The organism is Alloalcanivorax dieselolei B5 (assembly GCF_000300005.1).
In the GTDB taxonomy this organism is placed as follows: Bacteria; Pseudomonadota; Gammaproteobacteria; order Pseudomonadales; family Alcanivoracaceae; genus Alloalcanivorax; species Alloalcanivorax dieselolei.
On record NC_018691.1, the window covers coordinates 4,452,913 to 4,467,275 of the forward strand.

A 14,363-nucleotide genomic window follows, 5' to 3' on the forward strand; every position below is an offset into this window, starting at 1 on the left:
GGTTTCCTGAAATGTCTTTGCCAGTAAGGACACGCGAAATGGAAAAAAGGGACAGCGATGTTCAGCGACCACGCACCGTTACCCAGTAGGGCGTCAGAAAGGCCACGTCCACCGGCACCGTGGCCGGCAGCGCCGCCAGGATCTGGTCACTGTGATCAAGCTGGAAAGTACCGCTGATACGCAGCGCGCCGGCATCTTCATCGCAACGCACCACGCCATGACGATAGCGCGCCAGTTCTTTCAGGAAGCGACTCAGCGGCATGTTATCGGCCACCAGCCGCCCTTCGGTCCAGGCCGCCAGTTCCGGCCGTGCCATCGTGGCGGGGGCAATCGTATCCTGGCTGAAGCGGGCCTGCTGACCGGCATGCAGTACCCGTGGTGGCGCCGATGCCGAAGCAGCGCCCGGGCGAATCGCCACCGCGCCGTCGAACACGGCCACCCAGGTGGACGCCGCCGAGCCGCGCCGTACCAGGAAGCGAGTGCCCAGGGCCTCGATCAGGCCCTCGCTGGTGCGTACCCGCAGCGGTCGATGCCGTTGCGGTGGTGGCGAGCCATCGTCACCACTGGTCACCAGAATCTCGCCGGCATGCAACAGCAACAGCCGTTGTTCCCGATCAAACAGCAGGTCCAGAGCGGAGTCGGTGTTGAGCATGACCCGGGAGCCGTCATCAAGGACCAGCTCGCGGCGCTCCCCGATACCGGTGCGATAGCTGGCGTTCCACTCACTCCAGGGCAGCGCGCGCGCCGCCAGATACGCCGCCGGCGCCAGACCGATCAATACCGCCAGATGCTTGAGCGCGCCGCGCCGGTCCAGACGCTGGCGGCGATCCAGGGTACGCATGCCCACTTCGGCGGGGATACGCTCGAACGTTTCGGTAAGACGCAGGGCTCGCTGCCAGGCCCGTTCGTGATCCGGGTGCGCGGCACGCCAGCGTTCCAGATCGGCGCGTTCGGCATCGTCCAGATCAGCCTCGCGCCAGCGCAGGAACCAGTGAGCCGCGCGTCGCGCCACCTCGCGCTGCAACGGCGGGCTGCTGTTCTTGTTCCGCCCGTCAGAGTTCAGTCCATCAGCAGAATGCATTCTTCCAGGGCCCGGGCCATGTAGCGTTTCACGGTGCGTTCGCTCACCGCCAGATGTTCGGCGATGGCGGCATAGGTCAGCCCCTCCAACTGGGACAGGAGAAAAGCGGTGCGCACCTGTTCCGGTAACCGGTCCAGCAGAGCATCCACTTCCTGCAGCGTTTCCAGCAAGGCCAGCCGCCACTCCGGCGAAGGCGCCTGCTCCGGCGGTAGCAGCGCCAGGGTTTCCTTGTAGGTGCGTTCCAGGGACAGGCGCCGATAGTGGTTCACCAGCAAGCGACCGGCCACGGTGCTCAGGTAAGCGCGCGGCTCGCGCACCGCCAGCACCCCGCCCCGGTCACGGGCGGTCAGCAGCCGCATGAAGGTGTCCTGGGTCAGATCCTCGGCGCTGTGCGAGCAATCCAGACGCCGCCGCAGCCACCCCCTCAGCCAACCGGAATGGGAGTGATACAACTGGTCGATACGGCGCTCGAAGGCCTCCCTCTCACCGGTGATCGTCATAGCAGTCCCCACCCGATTCAATAATGCGAATTATTATCATTATATCACTTTAGTGGAAACCGCCTCCATCATTCCCAATGACCACGCCGGCTAGGCGGCTGCGGAGAGTCGCCGCCGCAATACGCGGTGCCGATGGGTAAAGACCCGGCGGATGAACCATCGCGTCAGGGGGGCCGCTAGGCGGGGCTTGAACGTCAGTTGGTCCACCAACAGATGGCTGTCCGGGTCATCGTCGCAAGGCAGGATACGCCGCTCATGACGCCACAGGGTCATGGATCCCATGGGCGACTGTTCCAGGAAGCCTTTGCCCGGATCCAGCGCCACCAGCGTCATGTCCGAATAATCGATGGGCAGAACGCCGAACAGAAAAATATAGCTGCGGAACAGGCGTGTTCCGCAGCGCACCTGCACGTCATCCAGAGAATGAATCCCCTTCGGCGCCGTCATGCGTAACCACGGGCGCAGTTCCGCGGCGATGCCGTCCAGCGAAGTGATCCATTGCCAGATTCGGGATTCCGGTACGGATAAGCGGGATTCAAATCGCAGTGTGATCGGGTCGCTCATGGTTGCTCCTTGCCGGCTATCGGCGGGCTGCGTATTGCACGTCGACACAAACACGAGTAAATCTCACATTTCAGGCCGTCCGCCGCTACTCGCATTCACCGCCATGACCGGCATCCGCAAAAAGCCCCGCCAACAGCGCTCCCGCGCCACCTGGGACGCGATTCTGGAGGCGGCGGCTCAGCTTTTCGGGGAACGGGGCTATACCGGCACCACCACCAACAAGGTGGCGGAGCGGGCCGGTGTGTCCATCGGCTCGCTGTATCAGTATTTCCCAAACAAGGAGGCGCTGCTGCTGGCGTTGAGCGAGCGGCATATGGAGGAAAGCGGCTCGACCTTGAGCGTCGTCTTCCAACAATTGGAACAGGAACGTCCGGACCTGGAAACGACCCTGGCCCTGTTGATCGAAGCCACCGTGGCCCTGCACCGGCACAACCCCGCCATGCACCGCCTGCTGTTCGAGCAAACACCCCGATCGGCGGCACTGATGTCGAGGTTCCGGCGCCTGGAGACGTTGATGGCCACGGCGGTGGCTGGGCAATTGACCCGTCTTGGTGTTGGCGGCCCCCATCCCGAGGCCCGCGCCCTGCTGCTGGTGCAAGGCGTGGAGGCACAGGTCCACGGCGTAGTACTGGCGCCTCCCGAAGGTCTCTCCAGCGACACTCTGGTGGAAGAAATCAAGGCTCTGTGGCTGGCCGCATTACGAAGTGGGCACCACCGGTGACCCCGCGCCGCCAAGTCCGCTATGCTGCGGGTCAGTGTTCCATCGACATCGCCACCTGCTTTAAGGGAAGCCAGTCATGACAATAATGATTATCGGACTCCTGCTGTTTCTGGGCGTCCATTCCATCCGTGTCTTCGCCGAGCCCTGGCGCCAGGCGCAGATTCAGCGCTTCGGCGAGCCGGCCTGGAAGGGGATCTATTCACTGGTGGCCCTGATCGGGCTGGTATTGACGATCTGGGGGTACGGTCAGACCCGGCTGGATCCGGTGTTTGTCTGGAACCCGCCGATGGCGTTGCGCCATCTCACCGTGCTGCTGATGATTCCGGCGCTGATTCTGCTGGTGGCGGCCTATGTCCCCGGCAACGCCATCAAGGCCCGCCTGGGCCACCCGATGATGCTGTCGGCGAAGGTCTGGGCCCTGGCTCACCTGCTGTCCAACGGCCGGCTCGGCGATATTGTTCTGTTCGCGGCCTTCCTGGTCTGGGCGATTATGGCATTCCGCGCCGCCCGCCGGCGGGAGCCGGCCAGCGGTGCCGGCGGCCGGTCCAGCGCCACCATTACCACCGTGGTAGTGGGGCTGGTGGCCTATGGCCTGTTCGCCGCTTTCCTGCATCCCTGGTTGATCGGCGTGCCGGTGATGTGAGGCCCTGCCGCCATACCTAGAAGGCGTGGCGCACGGTAAGCGTGACGTTGCGCGGCTCGCCGAAATAGGTCTGTCGGGTTCCCCCCAGGCTGGCGTAATAGTACTCGTCGAAAAGGTTATCGATGGTGAGCGTGACCTCCGACCCGGGGGCGTATTCATAGCCCGCCTGCAGGGTCGCCACGGTGTGGTGCTCCTGGGTCATTCGTATTCCCGACGTCTCATACCAGATCTTGCTCTGCGCGCGCACGCCGCCACCCACCGACAAGCCGTTCAGCGGCCCGGGGGCGAACCGGTAACGGGTCCAGAGGGTGAAGGCGTGCCGCGGGGTCTGGCTGCTGAACACCCCTTCCCCACCTTCCTTGAATTCGGTCTCGGTGTAGGTGTAACCGGCCTTGAGGTTCCAACGCGGCAGAATCTCGCCGTTGATCTCGACCTCGCCCCCCTGGCTGACCACTTCCCCGGAAGCAATGGCGAACCCGGCACCAGGGGGCGCGGCGGGATCGGTCATGGAACGGTTGCGATCCTCGATGCGGAACAGGGCGGCATGGGCATTAAGGCGACGCTCGAACGATTCGCCCTTGAGGCCAATCTCGTATTGCCGGCCCTCTCTCGGCTCGAGAAGATCGCCGTCGCGACCCTGCGAGGTCTGCGGGGCGAAGATGGTGCTGTAGCTGCCGTACACCGATACCCTTGGGGTCAGGTCGTAGAGCACGCCGGCGTAGGGCACGAATTCCCTGGGCAGACTTTGCGCCGCCCCGGGCCTCACCCGGTCGCTGGTCTTCCACCAGGCCAGGCGCCCGCCCAGCAATACCGTGGTGCGTTGCCAGGGCCGCAGACGGGCCTGACCGTATAACGCCGATTGATCGGTCTTGGTCTCCCGGTTGTTGCGCACCGCCAGCTCCGGCTCGGGCACGTGGACATCGGGATCGAAGATGTCCTGATAAACCCCGCCCTGCCCGTAGGAGTCGATGCTGTAGCCGTTGTCGGTGCGGTTACGTTGCCAGGACGCCCCCAGCAATGCCTCGTGCTGGCCGCCAAAGGCGCTGAACGGCAGGTTCAGGCGCGCATCCAGTCCGGTATCCACCTCATCGGTTTCGATGGCGATGGGCAACATCAGCACTTCGCCGGTATCCGGGTCGATCGGCGTGGCGCCCCAGCCCAGATGTTTGCTGTCGGTACGGCGGTGCGACCGGCGCGCGCTCAGCGTGGCCTGGCCGCCGCCCTGCAGCGAATGCGCCAGTTCGGCGAAGTAGCTGGTCATGCCCTCGTCTTTCTGGTTCCAATCCGCGCCGACGAAAGTGGACCGGGACAGATGGGCGAGCTCGCCGTCGGGGTAAACCGAGACGCCGTAAAAGGGCCGATGATCACCGCTTTGGTGGGCAGCGCCCAGGGTCAGCGTGGTGGCCTCCCCCAGATCCTGGGAGAGTGTGCCGAACACCGCCTTTTTCTTGGAGTAAACGTAATCGGTGAAGGACTGGCGGTCGTCGTAGACCGCCACCGCCCGGCCACGCAGGGAACCGTCCTGGGTGAGCGGGCCAGTGACGTCCAGCTCTCCCCGGTAGGCGTCCCAGGAACCCGCCGACAGGCTGCCTCTGGCCTGGAACTGGCGCTGGGCCCGTTTGCGCACGAAGTTCACCGTGCCACCGGGATCACCGGCACCGTCGAGCAGCCCCGACGGGCCACGCCAGATCTCCACCCGGTCATAGAGCGCCAGATCGAAAAAGCTGCTGCTCCAACTGCCCTTGCCGGTGCTCACCGGCATGCCGTCGATCTGATAGTTACTGAAGTCATAGCCCCGCGCCGAAATATTGTCGGTGCCGGTACCGTAGTGTCTGACGGTGACCCCGGTGGCGTAGCGCATGGCTTCGCTGACGGTGTGGGCGTTTTGCTCGTCCAGTTGCTGGCGGGTCACCACCGACACGGACTGCGGCGTTTCACGCAGGGATTGAGCGGTCTTGCCGATGGTGATGGCATCCGTGGTATAGGCGCCGGTCCCTTCGGTGCGACCGGCGTCCACCGCCGCGCTGCTGCCGCGTACCGAAACCGGTTCCAGTCGGCGCGCTTGCGGTTCGGCCACGATGGTGACGTTACGCGCGCCCTCGAAATCCGCGCGCAGCCCGGTCCCGGACAGCAGTCGCCGCAGCCCCTCTCGCGGTGTGTAGGTGCCCCGCAAACCGGCGCTGGTCTTGCCTGAGGTGAGGCCGGCATCGGCGGAAAGCACCAGCCCGGCGGCAATGGCGAAGCGATTGAGTACGCCATCCAGGTTTCCGCCGTCGATATCGAAACGCAGAGCAGCGCTTTCCTGCACGGACCCGCTCTGGGCCATGGCGGGAACGGAAAACAGTGGTGCAATGGACAAGGCGGCAAAAGCGCAAGTCCGCAACACACCCAGTAATGAGTGTCGCGGGACGCGGCAACAGGTTACCAACATGGAATCCCCTTATTGGTGTCGTCGAAATTCAGTGTCTTCTACCTGTCTTCCGAACGAGCCCCACTTCCCCCTCAATGTTTTTTCTCGATGCGCACCCAGAACGGCGTGTAATACGTCACCTTCACCGGCAGCGCCCGGGCCAGGGCCGCCAGTGCCTGATCCGTGTCGGTGAGGGGAAACACCCCGGTGACCCGCAGCGCCGCCACCTCGGGCTCGCAATCCACCCGCCCGTAGCGATAGCGGGCCAGTTCCCCTGAGAACTGAGACACCGTCATGCGCTCGGCGATCAGCCGGCCGTTCTCCCACTCCGCCGCGTTCGCCGACAGGGCGGACACCGGCGTGATGCCGCCCGCGCCGAAAGTCGCCTGCCCGCCCGCGGCCAGAGACACCGGATCGCCGCCGCCTTGCCGCCACTCCACGGCGCCCTCGAACACCCCAACCTGAGTCGCCCTCTCCATAAGGCGGACGAAAAAGCGGGTGCCCACCGGGCGGATGACACCGTCACCGGCGCGTACCCGCAACGGACGAGCTTCCCTGGCTCCGGTGGTCACCAGGATCTCGCCACGGCGCAGCAGGATCTCCCGCGTGGTTTCGTTGAAGCGCACGTCAACGGCGGTATCGGTATTCAGCACCAGACGGGTCCCATCGGACAACGTGACGGCCCGGGTCTCCCCCACGCCGGAGGCGTAATCCGCCCATTGCCGCTGCCACAGTCCCGAGCGCACACCGCCATAGCCCAGCGCCCCGGACAGCAGCGTCACCCCACCCCAGCCGAGCAGTTGGCGCCGGGACAACGTCCCCCGACGCTCCAGCAAGTCACTGCGAGAAGCGTGGGACGGCAGGGACTGGAACGCATTCTGCAAAGCGGCCATCTGCTGCCAGACCCATTCATGATGAGGGTCCGCCCGCCGCCAGCGCTGGCAAGCCTGATGGTCCGCTTCAGTGACATCCTCGCTGCCGAGGCGGGCCAGCCAGCGGCCGGCTTCCCGCACCACCAGCGGGTCCACTCCGGCCGTCACGGTCGCTGCTCCAGAGCGGCGATAAAACAGGCTTCCAGGGCGCGGGCGATGTACTTCTCCACCGAGGACACGGAAACCTCTAGCCGTTGCGCGATCTGCGGGTAGGACAAACCATCCAGGCGGGACAGAAGAAAGGCGCGCCGGGGTTTGGCCGGCAACTTGTGCAGCAGGGCATCGATGCGCACCAGGGTGTCGATCACTTCGGCCCGGGTTTCCTCCGATGGCACTTCCGGCTCAGGCAGGGCGCTCAGCGCACCCCGGTAGGCGGCTTCGATGCGGCGGCGGCGATGGTGGTCGATCATCAAACCACTGGCGATCCGCCTCAGGTGGCGACGGGACTGCTCCGGCTCCGGCAGATAACCCCGCACCAGCAAACGCACATAGGTGTCCTGGGCCAGGTCCGCGGCGGTATGGGAGCAGCCCAGACGGGCCTGTAACCAGGACGACAACCAGCCGTGGTGGTCCACATAGAGGGTGCCCAGCTGTTTGCGCAGCCGAGCGCCGGCCGCTTTGCCCTGTGCCATGCCGGTGTCCGAAGGAAAGGGTGAAGCGCAGAGAATAAATAATAAGCATTCTCATCGCAAACCCCGCCCCCGGGCCGGCGGCAAAATCACGACTCGTTGGCCGGCTCCGGCAGTTGGCAGACGTCCACCCATTCGCCTTCCACCAGCTCCGCCAGTCGCAGCGGCGCGATACGTACCGCGCTGTGGGTGGCGCCGGCGGCGGGAAGCACTTCGTCGTAGATACGCAGGGATTGATCGCAGTACACCGGCAGAGGCGTGGCCAGTCCGAAAGGACAGACGCCGCCCACCGGATGACCAGTGAGCGTGAGCACGGTCTCCGCGTCGAGCATTTTCGCTTTGCCCTCGAATACCGCGCGCATTTTGCGGTTATCGATACGGGCGTCGCCGCGAGCCACCACCAGGACTTCCCGCCCCCCGACCCGGAACGCCAGCGTTTTGGCGATCTGTCCGGGCTCGACACCGTGGGCCTGGGCGGCCAGCGCCACCGTGGCGGTGCTGGTGTCCAGCTCGATGATACGAATCTCCGGTGCTTTTTCGGCGAAAAACGCGCGTACGCTATCCAGGCTCATGGCGGATATCTCTCCGGGTAGGAAAATCGGTAAGGTCGGGAACGCCGGGCGAAGGCCCGGCGCGATCACAGGTCGTAGTCGCCGGCGGCTTCCGGCTGGTACTCGACGTCGAGGATGACGATGCGCAGGGTACGGCCGTTACGGCCCGGCCAGTCGATGCTCTGGCCCTTGGCCAGTCCCAGCAAGGCCGCACCCACCGGCGCCAATATCGACACGGTGTCCGGTTTGCCGGCGTCTTGCGGGTACACCAGCGTCACCGACCACTCCCGGCCGCTGTTTTCCTCACGGCAGCGGACCCGGGAGTTCATCGTCACCACATCCGCCGGCATGCTGCGGGGTTCCACCACCGTGGCCCGCAGCAATTCGTCCTCCAATCCCAGCACCTGGTCGTCATCCAGGTCGTCCAGCAGCGGCTCAATGCGGCTGACATCCAATCGCGACACCGTAATAGGCGGCGGCAACATGTTCATACTCCTGTGGAAGCGCCCCTTCCGCGGGGCGCGGGCATAACATCACCGGCAACGATTTTTGATATCGGCCCGGCGATGGTCCGGGAATGACCGCCATGGACGACGGCCACTATAAAAACGGCGTTCCGAAGGGAACGCCGTTGAGTTGTTGTTCTCTGATATTAGGCCAGTGGTGTTTTTTGGCAAGCCCGGGGAAGAGAATCCCTTGCCGAACGCCGTCAAAGTGACCGGCGGCGGTGTTATCCACCCCCGGTAACCCGCTATACTCGCGGCATTCAACCCTGCTTCCCGGAGCCTTTCATGCGTGCATTGAGCCTGTTGGTGTTGGTGCTGTTGAGCGGTTGTGGCCAGAAAGGCCCGCTCTACTTCGCCGAGCCGGCACCGCCGCCCCAGCCCCAGGATCAACCGTCGGCGCCGGAGACGGCACCGGCTACGGACCACGACGACGATTCGGATCAGGACCCGCATTAACAGGATGAGCCCCATGGATCACTTCCCCTACCGCGACGGTACCCTGTACGTCGAGGAACTGCCCCTGACACTGCTGGCCGAACGCTTTGGCACGCCGTTGTATGTCTATTCCCGAGCCGCCCTGGAAACGCATTACCGTGCCTTCGATGACGCCTTCGGCGACCATCCCCATCAGGTTTGCTACGCGGTGAAGGCCAACAGCAATGTGGCGGTGCTCAATGTACTGGCCCGCTGCGGCGCCGGCTTCGACATTGTCTCCGGCGGCGAACTGGAGCGGGTGCTGCGTGCCGGCGGTGATCCGGACAAGATCGTTTTCTCCGGCGTCGGCAAGACCGCCGATGAGATGGCCCGTGCCCTGCAGATCGGCATTCACTGTTTCAACGTGGAATCCGCGGCGGAACTGGAACTGCTCAACCTGGTGGCCGGCGAACTGGGCCAGGAAGCGCCCATCGCCATCCGGGTGAATCCGGACGTCGACGCCCAGACCCATCCGTACATCTCCACCGGCCTCAAGGAAAACAAATTCGGTGTCGATATCCGCAAGGCGCCGGCGCTGTATCAGCGGGCGGCGGAACTGCCGCACATCCGGATTCTCGGCATCGACTGCCACATCGGCAGCCAGTTGACCCGTCTGGAGCCGTTCGAGGACGCGCTGGAGCGGGTGCTGGCCCTGCTGACCGAACTGCAGGAACTGGGCATCGAGATCCATCATCTGGATCTGGGCGGCGGTCTCGGCGTCACCTACAACGACGAAACACCGCCGGCCCACGAGGACTATGTGGCCGCCCTGCTGCGGCACATTCCCGGCGAATTGCCGGTGCATATCGAACCGGGCCGCGCCATCGCCGCCAATGCCGGCGTGTTCCTGACTCAGGTGCTGTTCCTGAAACCCACCGAGCATCGCAACTTCGCCATTGTCGACGGCGCCATGAACGACCTGATCCGCCCCAGCCTCTATTCCGCCTGGCAGGACATCGTGCCGGTGACGCCGCATGAGGCGGACTGTCGGGACTGGGATATCGTCGGCCCGGTGTGCGAAACCGGCGATTTTCTCGGCAAGGACCGGGCCTTGGCCCTGGAGGCCGGCGACCTGCTGGCGGTGCGTTCCGCTGGCGCCTACGGTTTTGCCATGGCCAGCAATTACAACAGCCGTGGCCGGCCGGCGGAGATTCTGGTGGACGGCGATCAGGCCTTCGTGGTGCGTCAGCGGGAAACCATCGAGGATCAGCTCAAGCTGGAAACGCTGCTGCCCTGACGGGGACACAAGCACCCAATATCGCGGTCCGCGATATTGGGTGCTGAACGCTCACTCCCCAGTAAGTTGCGCCACCCGATGGTGGCCATGCCCCTCCCCCAGCGCCGCCTGCAACACCGGCATCGCCTGCTCCATGTTTGCCGCCAGGGTGTAAGGCGGATTGATCACCAGCAGTCCGGAGCCGGTCATGCCACGTCCGCTGGCGTCGGCGCGCACGCAACATTCCAGACGCAGCAGGTTGGGAATGTCCGCTTCCACGAACCGGCGCACGAAGCGCTCGGTGCGGTTGCGCTCCAGCACCGGATACCAGATCGCGCAGGTGGCGGTGGCGAATTTGCGCAACGCCTGGCGCACCGCTCCTACCACCTGGGTGTAGTCCGCTTCCAGTTCATAGGACGGGTCGATCAGCACCAGTCCACGACGGTGCTCCGGCGGCAGCAACGCCTTGAGGCCCTGCCAGGCGTCCAGCTTCTCCACACGGACTCTTCTGTCACCGGCGAATTCCTGCCGCAGCAGCTCAAAGTCGGTGCTGTGCAGCTCGGTACACTGCAGACGGTCCTGCTCACGAAGCAGGTGGGCGGCAATCAGGGGGGAGCCGGGATAATGACTCAGGCGCCCCACCGGATTGAGTTGCGCCACCACCGACAGATAGCGGTCCACCGCCGCCACGCCGGTACGCTCACCGAACAGACGGGCGATACCGTCCACATACTCCCCGGTCTTCTGCATGTGTGCGTCGTCAATGGCATAGCGCCCGGCGCCGCCGTGGGTATCGTGCACGGTGAACGGCTTCGGTTTGAGCCGCAGATGATCAAGGATCGCCACTTCCACCAAATGCTTGAGGACATCGGCGAAACTGCCGGCGTGATAACTGTGACGGTAACTGAGCATGGCGGGTTCCGAAGCGGTAAACCGGCATTGTACGCGGGGAGCAACCAGCGCGCCTATACTCGCTGCGGCCCCGGCTTTCCCGGACTCAAGCGGGCGGCAAGGCCCGCATGCTGCGCCGGATGAAATCCGTGGTCACCTCCGGCTGGGTCAGCGGCAACATATGGCCCCCTTCGATGAGTTCCAGTTCCACTTTGTCCGGGAACAGGTCCACCATCCCCTGCCCCTGTTCCCGGGGGTCGAGAATGCGGTCGTCGCGGCCATAGAGAATCCGGATCGGCACTTGCAGATCGGTGTAGCGCTGCTGCATTTCCGGCACCACCCCATCCAGCGCCAACAGATCCCGTGACGCCGCAATGAAATGACTGGGTCTCAGCCCGAGCGCGCCGCCACCCCGGATCGCATAGTCCGCCGGCACTGGCTCCGGTCCGAACACGATATCCAGCACCTTTTCCCGGTAGCGCATGGTCATCGGCACCATCAGCGTCCAGGCCACCAACAGGCGCAACCAGGACTGGCGTATGCCCAGCGCCGCGAACGCCTTGGAGGGACCGGCGGAAGGCATGTGAGTCAGCGGCGCGATCAGCGTCAACCCCCGCACTTTATCCGGATACCGCAACGCGGTGGCCAGCGACAGCGCCCCGCCCAGCGAGTGCCCCACCAACATCGGCTTACCCAGTTGCAAGGCGTCGATGACGCCGGCCACCACATCGGCCTGGACCGCCAGGGAGGCGGAGGAACGCGCCGCGCGTTCCGAATAGCCGCTGCCGGGGCGATCAATGGCCACCACCCGGTAATCCTTGGCCAGTTCGCCGAGCACTTTGTAGGAGAAGTGCTGGGAAACCCCGCTCAGCCCATGAATCAGCAACAGGGTTTCCGGCCCGCTGCCTTGCTCGATGTAGTGGATACGGTTGCCCATGACCGTGACGAAACGGCCCTCCGGCGGCAAGCCGAACTGCACTTTGCGCACCGTCATCCAGGTGAAAACGAAAAGTCCCGCCGCGATCAGGATCACCACGATCAACAGGCCGCTCAGCACATACCCCATAGCCGTTTCCTTCGCTTTTCTTCCATAAAGTTATTGAAACAGTGCGGTTATTGGAACTGCAGCACGCCGTCATCCAGTCTGCCGTACTGGATCATGTATTTGTCTTTCAGGTAATTCTGATGCACGCGCCAGCATTCGCGATCGCCTTGTTGCGGCATGACATCCACGCCACGCTGGACATAGCCGGAACTGAAATCGAGGAACGGCAGCGCCTTGACGGCCGGATCGCGCCGCGCCACCGCTATCCGTGCGCCCTTCCTGTCCATGTAACGCAACAGGCGGGTCATGTAGTTGCAGGTCAGTTCGGCCTTCAACGTCCAGGACGCGTTGGTATAACCAAAGGTGAGCATCAGGTTCGGCACATCGCTGAGCATCATGCCTTTGTAAGCCATGCAGTCGGCCACCGCCATCGTCTTGCCGTCCACTTCCAGTCGCACATCGCCCAGGGCGTTCAACTTCAGCCCGGTGGCGGTGACGATGATGTCCGCCTCCAGCTCCTGGCCGGAAGCAAGGCGGATGCCGCCCGGCGTGAAGCGGTCGATGGTATCGGTGACGATATCCACCCGCCGGGAGCGCAGCATATGGAACAGGTCGCCGTCCGGCACCGCGCAAACACGCTGATCCCAGGGGCGGTAGTCGGGTGTGAAGTGTTTCATGTCCACCTCCGAGCCGACCTGACGCTGTGCCAGATGCAGCAGGTATTCCCGGGTGGGACCGGGCCGGGTGCGGGCATTGCGAAAGAAGCGCTGGCCGAGCAGCACGTTCTTCCAGCGGGTCAGGCGATAGGCCAGCGGCAGGGGCAACCAGCGCTGCATGGCGTGGGCAAGCCGGTCCACCAGGGGGCGCGCGAAGATATAGCTGTGGGAGCGCTGCAGCATGGTGACCCGCGCGCCCTGTTCGGCCAGCGCCGGCACCAGGGTGACGGCGGTGGCGCCGCTGCCGATAACGACAATCCGCTTGCCCTGGTAGTCCAGTTGTTCCGGCCAGAACTGCGGATGAATGATTTGTCCGGTAAAGTCCGATTCGCCGGGAAATTCCGGCCGGTAGCCCTCGTCGTAGCTGTAGTAGCCCGAGCAGGAGGCGATGAAGCGGGTCCGGATGCGCTCCTCCCGCGTCTGGCCGGTCCGGTCGGTGGCCTTGACCCGCACCGTCCACAACCCTTCGTCACTGGACCAGCTGGCCGACATCACCTGATGGCAGAAGCGAATGTTGTGAATGGCTCCGGACTCTTCGGCGATTTCCTCGATATAGCGCTTGTCCGGACACTTGTCGGTCAGGGCCCGGGCCGCGCCAATGCCGGACAGGCCCGCGCCGATGATCAGGACATCCAGGGGGGCGGGTTGAAATTGTTCTTGTTGTTTATTCATGCTGATATCCTCTGTGCCTCGCACCAATACGGACTTCCGCACTTGCGATGAAACGGCCTCGGGCCTTCGCTGGTGAGCATAGATGACAATTTATATTGTCACTTATAACTTGACAACGCCGCTTTTCAGAATCCTCATGGCTACAGAAACCACAGGCAAGCGACCGTACCGGGGCACCGCCGCGCGGGAACGGCGCGCGCAGCGCCGCCAGCAGTTGATCGATGCCGCGACCGAGGTCTACGGCCACAACGGCTACCGGCATTCCAGTGTCAAACAGGTGTGCGACGCCGCCGGCCTGACCCAGCGCTATTTCTATGAGTCCTTCGGCCACAGTGATGAACTTCTGATCGCCTGTTATGAGCAGGCCACCCGACGCCTGCGTGAGCACAACATGGCCGCCGCCGAGGCCGCGGGGGACGATCCGCAGGCTCGCAGCCGCGCCATGCTGCACTCCTATTTCCAGGAGCTGAAGGACAAACCAAATGTGGCCCGGCTGTTGCTGATCGATATTCGCGGCATCAGCCCGGCGGTGGACCGGGCCATCAACGATGCCCTGCGGGCCGGCATCCAGAACATGACCCAGGCCCTGGCCCGGCCCGGTCAGCAGTTCGACCCCATGCTCCAGGCCGGCATCCAGGGCGGCTTCATCCATATCGCGCTGTATTGGATGGCCACCGGTTACGCCCAGCCGGTGGACGCGGTGACGGAAACCGCGCTGAAGATTTGCGCCGCCCTGCTGGAATAATCCCCGCCCTACTGCTCCCCGGCAAATCCCCGTACAATGGTGGTTTTCGTTATCTGTGCGGATGCGT

Annotated in this window: 16 protein-coding genes; 5 read left to right on the forward strand and 11 right to left on the reverse strand. The window is 64.2% G+C overall.

Translation table 11 applies throughout. The annotated features are described in order from the left end of the window. Positions 1-61: 61 nt before the first annotated feature. From B5T_RS19935 to B5T_RS19945, 3 genes are all read right to left on the reverse strand, one after another. Positions 62-1,081, reverse strand: a complete 1,020-nt coding sequence (locus tag B5T_RS19935; protein WP_051015553.1) for a FecR domain-containing protein — start codon at positions 1,079-1,081, stop codon at positions 62-64. Then, positions 1,060-1,581: a sigma-70 family RNA polymerase sigma factor gene (locus B5T_RS19940; RefSeq protein ID WP_014996328.1), complete on the reverse strand. Its 522-nt coding sequence runs from the start codon at positions 1,579-1,581 to the stop codon at positions 1,060-1,062. Before B5T_RS19940 ends, B5T_RS19935 begins: the two co-directional genes overlap by 22 nt. Positions 1,582-1,671: 90 nt before the next feature. Next, the gene (locus tag B5T_RS19945; RefSeq protein WP_014996329.1) at positions 1,672-2,145 is read right to left on the reverse strand and encodes a hypothetical protein; all 474 of its coding nucleotides are present in this window, start codon (positions 2,143-2,145) and stop codon (positions 1,672-1,674) included. A gap of 103 nt (positions 2,146-2,248) precedes the next feature. Here B5T_RS19945 and B5T_RS19950 point away from each other — a divergent pair, with 103 nt between their 5' ends. Both B5T_RS19950 and B5T_RS19955 read left to right on the forward strand, forming a co-directional pair. Next, positions 2,249-2,866 carry a TetR/AcrR family transcriptional regulator gene (locus B5T_RS19950; protein WP_014996330.1) on the forward strand — a complete coding sequence of 206 codons (618 nt, stop codon included), beginning with the start codon at positions 2,249-2,251 and terminating at the stop codon, positions 2,864-2,866. 76 nt (positions 2,867-2,942) lie between these two features. Next, the gene (locus B5T_RS19955; RefSeq protein ID WP_014996331.1) at positions 2,943-3,509 is read left to right on the forward strand and encodes an NnrU family protein; all 567 of its coding nucleotides are present in this window, start codon (positions 2,943-2,945) and stop codon (positions 3,507-3,509) included. Positions 3,510-3,525: 16 nt separating this feature from the next. On the opposite strand, the gene B5T_RS19960 is transcribed toward B5T_RS19955, so the two are convergent. From B5T_RS19960 to rnk, 5 genes are all read right to left on the reverse strand, one after another. After that, the gene (locus B5T_RS19960) at positions 3,526-5,940 is read right to left on the reverse strand and encodes a TonB-dependent siderophore receptor (protein ID WP_081586929.1); all 2,415 of its coding nucleotides are present in this window, start codon (positions 5,938-5,940) and stop codon (positions 3,526-3,528) included. Between the two features lie 71 nt (positions 5,941-6,011). Further along, positions 6,012-6,959: a FecR domain-containing protein gene (locus tag B5T_RS19965; RefSeq protein WP_014996333.1), complete on the reverse strand. Its 948-nt coding sequence runs from the start codon at positions 6,957-6,959 to the stop codon at positions 6,012-6,014. Further along, positions 6,956-7,483, reverse strand: coding sequence for a sigma-70 family RNA polymerase sigma factor (locus B5T_RS19970; protein ID WP_014996334.1), 528 nt, complete (start codon positions 7,481-7,483; stop codon positions 6,956-6,958). Before B5T_RS19970 ends, B5T_RS19965 begins: the two co-directional genes overlap by 4 nt. A gap of 86 nt (positions 7,484-7,569) precedes the next feature. Then, the gene (locus tag B5T_RS19975; RefSeq protein WP_014996335.1) at positions 7,570-8,052 is read right to left on the reverse strand and encodes a YbaK/EbsC family protein; all 483 of its coding nucleotides are present in this window, start codon (positions 8,050-8,052) and stop codon (positions 7,570-7,572) included. Positions 8,053-8,117: 65 nt separating this feature from the next. Beyond that, on the reverse strand, positions 8,118-8,516 hold the full coding sequence (gene rnk, locus B5T_RS19980) for a nucleoside diphosphate kinase regulator (RefSeq protein ID WP_014996336.1): 399 nt from the start codon (positions 8,514-8,516) through the stop codon (positions 8,118-8,120). 306 nt (positions 8,517-8,822) lie between these two features. On the opposite strand from rnk, the gene lptM reads away from it, so the two are divergent. After that, positions 8,823-8,993 carry an LPS translocon maturation chaperone LptM gene (gene lptM, locus B5T_RS22850; RefSeq protein ID WP_014996337.1) on the forward strand — a complete coding sequence of 57 codons (171 nt, stop codon included), beginning with the start codon at positions 8,823-8,825 and terminating at the stop codon, positions 8,991-8,993. Between the two features lie 13 nt (positions 8,994-9,006). Beyond that, positions 9,007-10,248 carry a diaminopimelate decarboxylase gene (gene lysA / locus B5T_RS19985; protein ID WP_014996338.1) on the forward strand — a complete coding sequence of 414 codons (1,242 nt, stop codon included), beginning with the start codon at positions 9,007-9,009 and terminating at the stop codon, positions 10,246-10,248. Positions 10,249-10,299: 51 nt separating this feature from the next. Here the strand turns inward: lysA and B5T_RS19990 are convergent, their stop codons facing one another. From B5T_RS19990 to B5T_RS20000, 3 genes are all read right to left on the reverse strand, one after another. Beyond that, the gene (locus tag B5T_RS19990; RefSeq protein ID WP_014996339.1) at positions 10,300-11,139 is read right to left on the reverse strand and encodes a 23S rRNA (adenine(2030)-N(6))-methyltransferase RlmJ; all 840 of its coding nucleotides are present in this window, start codon (positions 11,137-11,139) and stop codon (positions 10,300-10,302) included. A gap of 85 nt (positions 11,140-11,224) precedes the next feature. After that, entirely contained in the window at positions 11,225-12,184 is a 960-nt protein-coding gene (locus B5T_RS19995) for an alpha/beta fold hydrolase (protein ID WP_014996340.1), read from the reverse strand. A gap of 47 nt (positions 12,185-12,231) precedes the next feature. Further along, positions 12,232-13,551 (reverse strand): flavin-containing monooxygenase, encoded by a 1,320-nt coding sequence (locus B5T_RS20000; RefSeq protein ID WP_014996341.1) that lies wholly within the window; start codon positions 13,549-13,551, stop codon positions 12,232-12,234. 136 nt (positions 13,552-13,687) lie between these two features. Between B5T_RS20000 and B5T_RS20005 the strand changes: the two genes are divergently transcribed. Next, positions 13,688-14,296: a TetR/AcrR family transcriptional regulator gene (locus tag B5T_RS20005; protein WP_041717153.1), complete on the forward strand. Its 609-nt coding sequence runs from the start codon at positions 13,688-13,690 to the stop codon at positions 14,294-14,296. Positions 14,297-14,363: the final 67 nt, after the last annotated feature.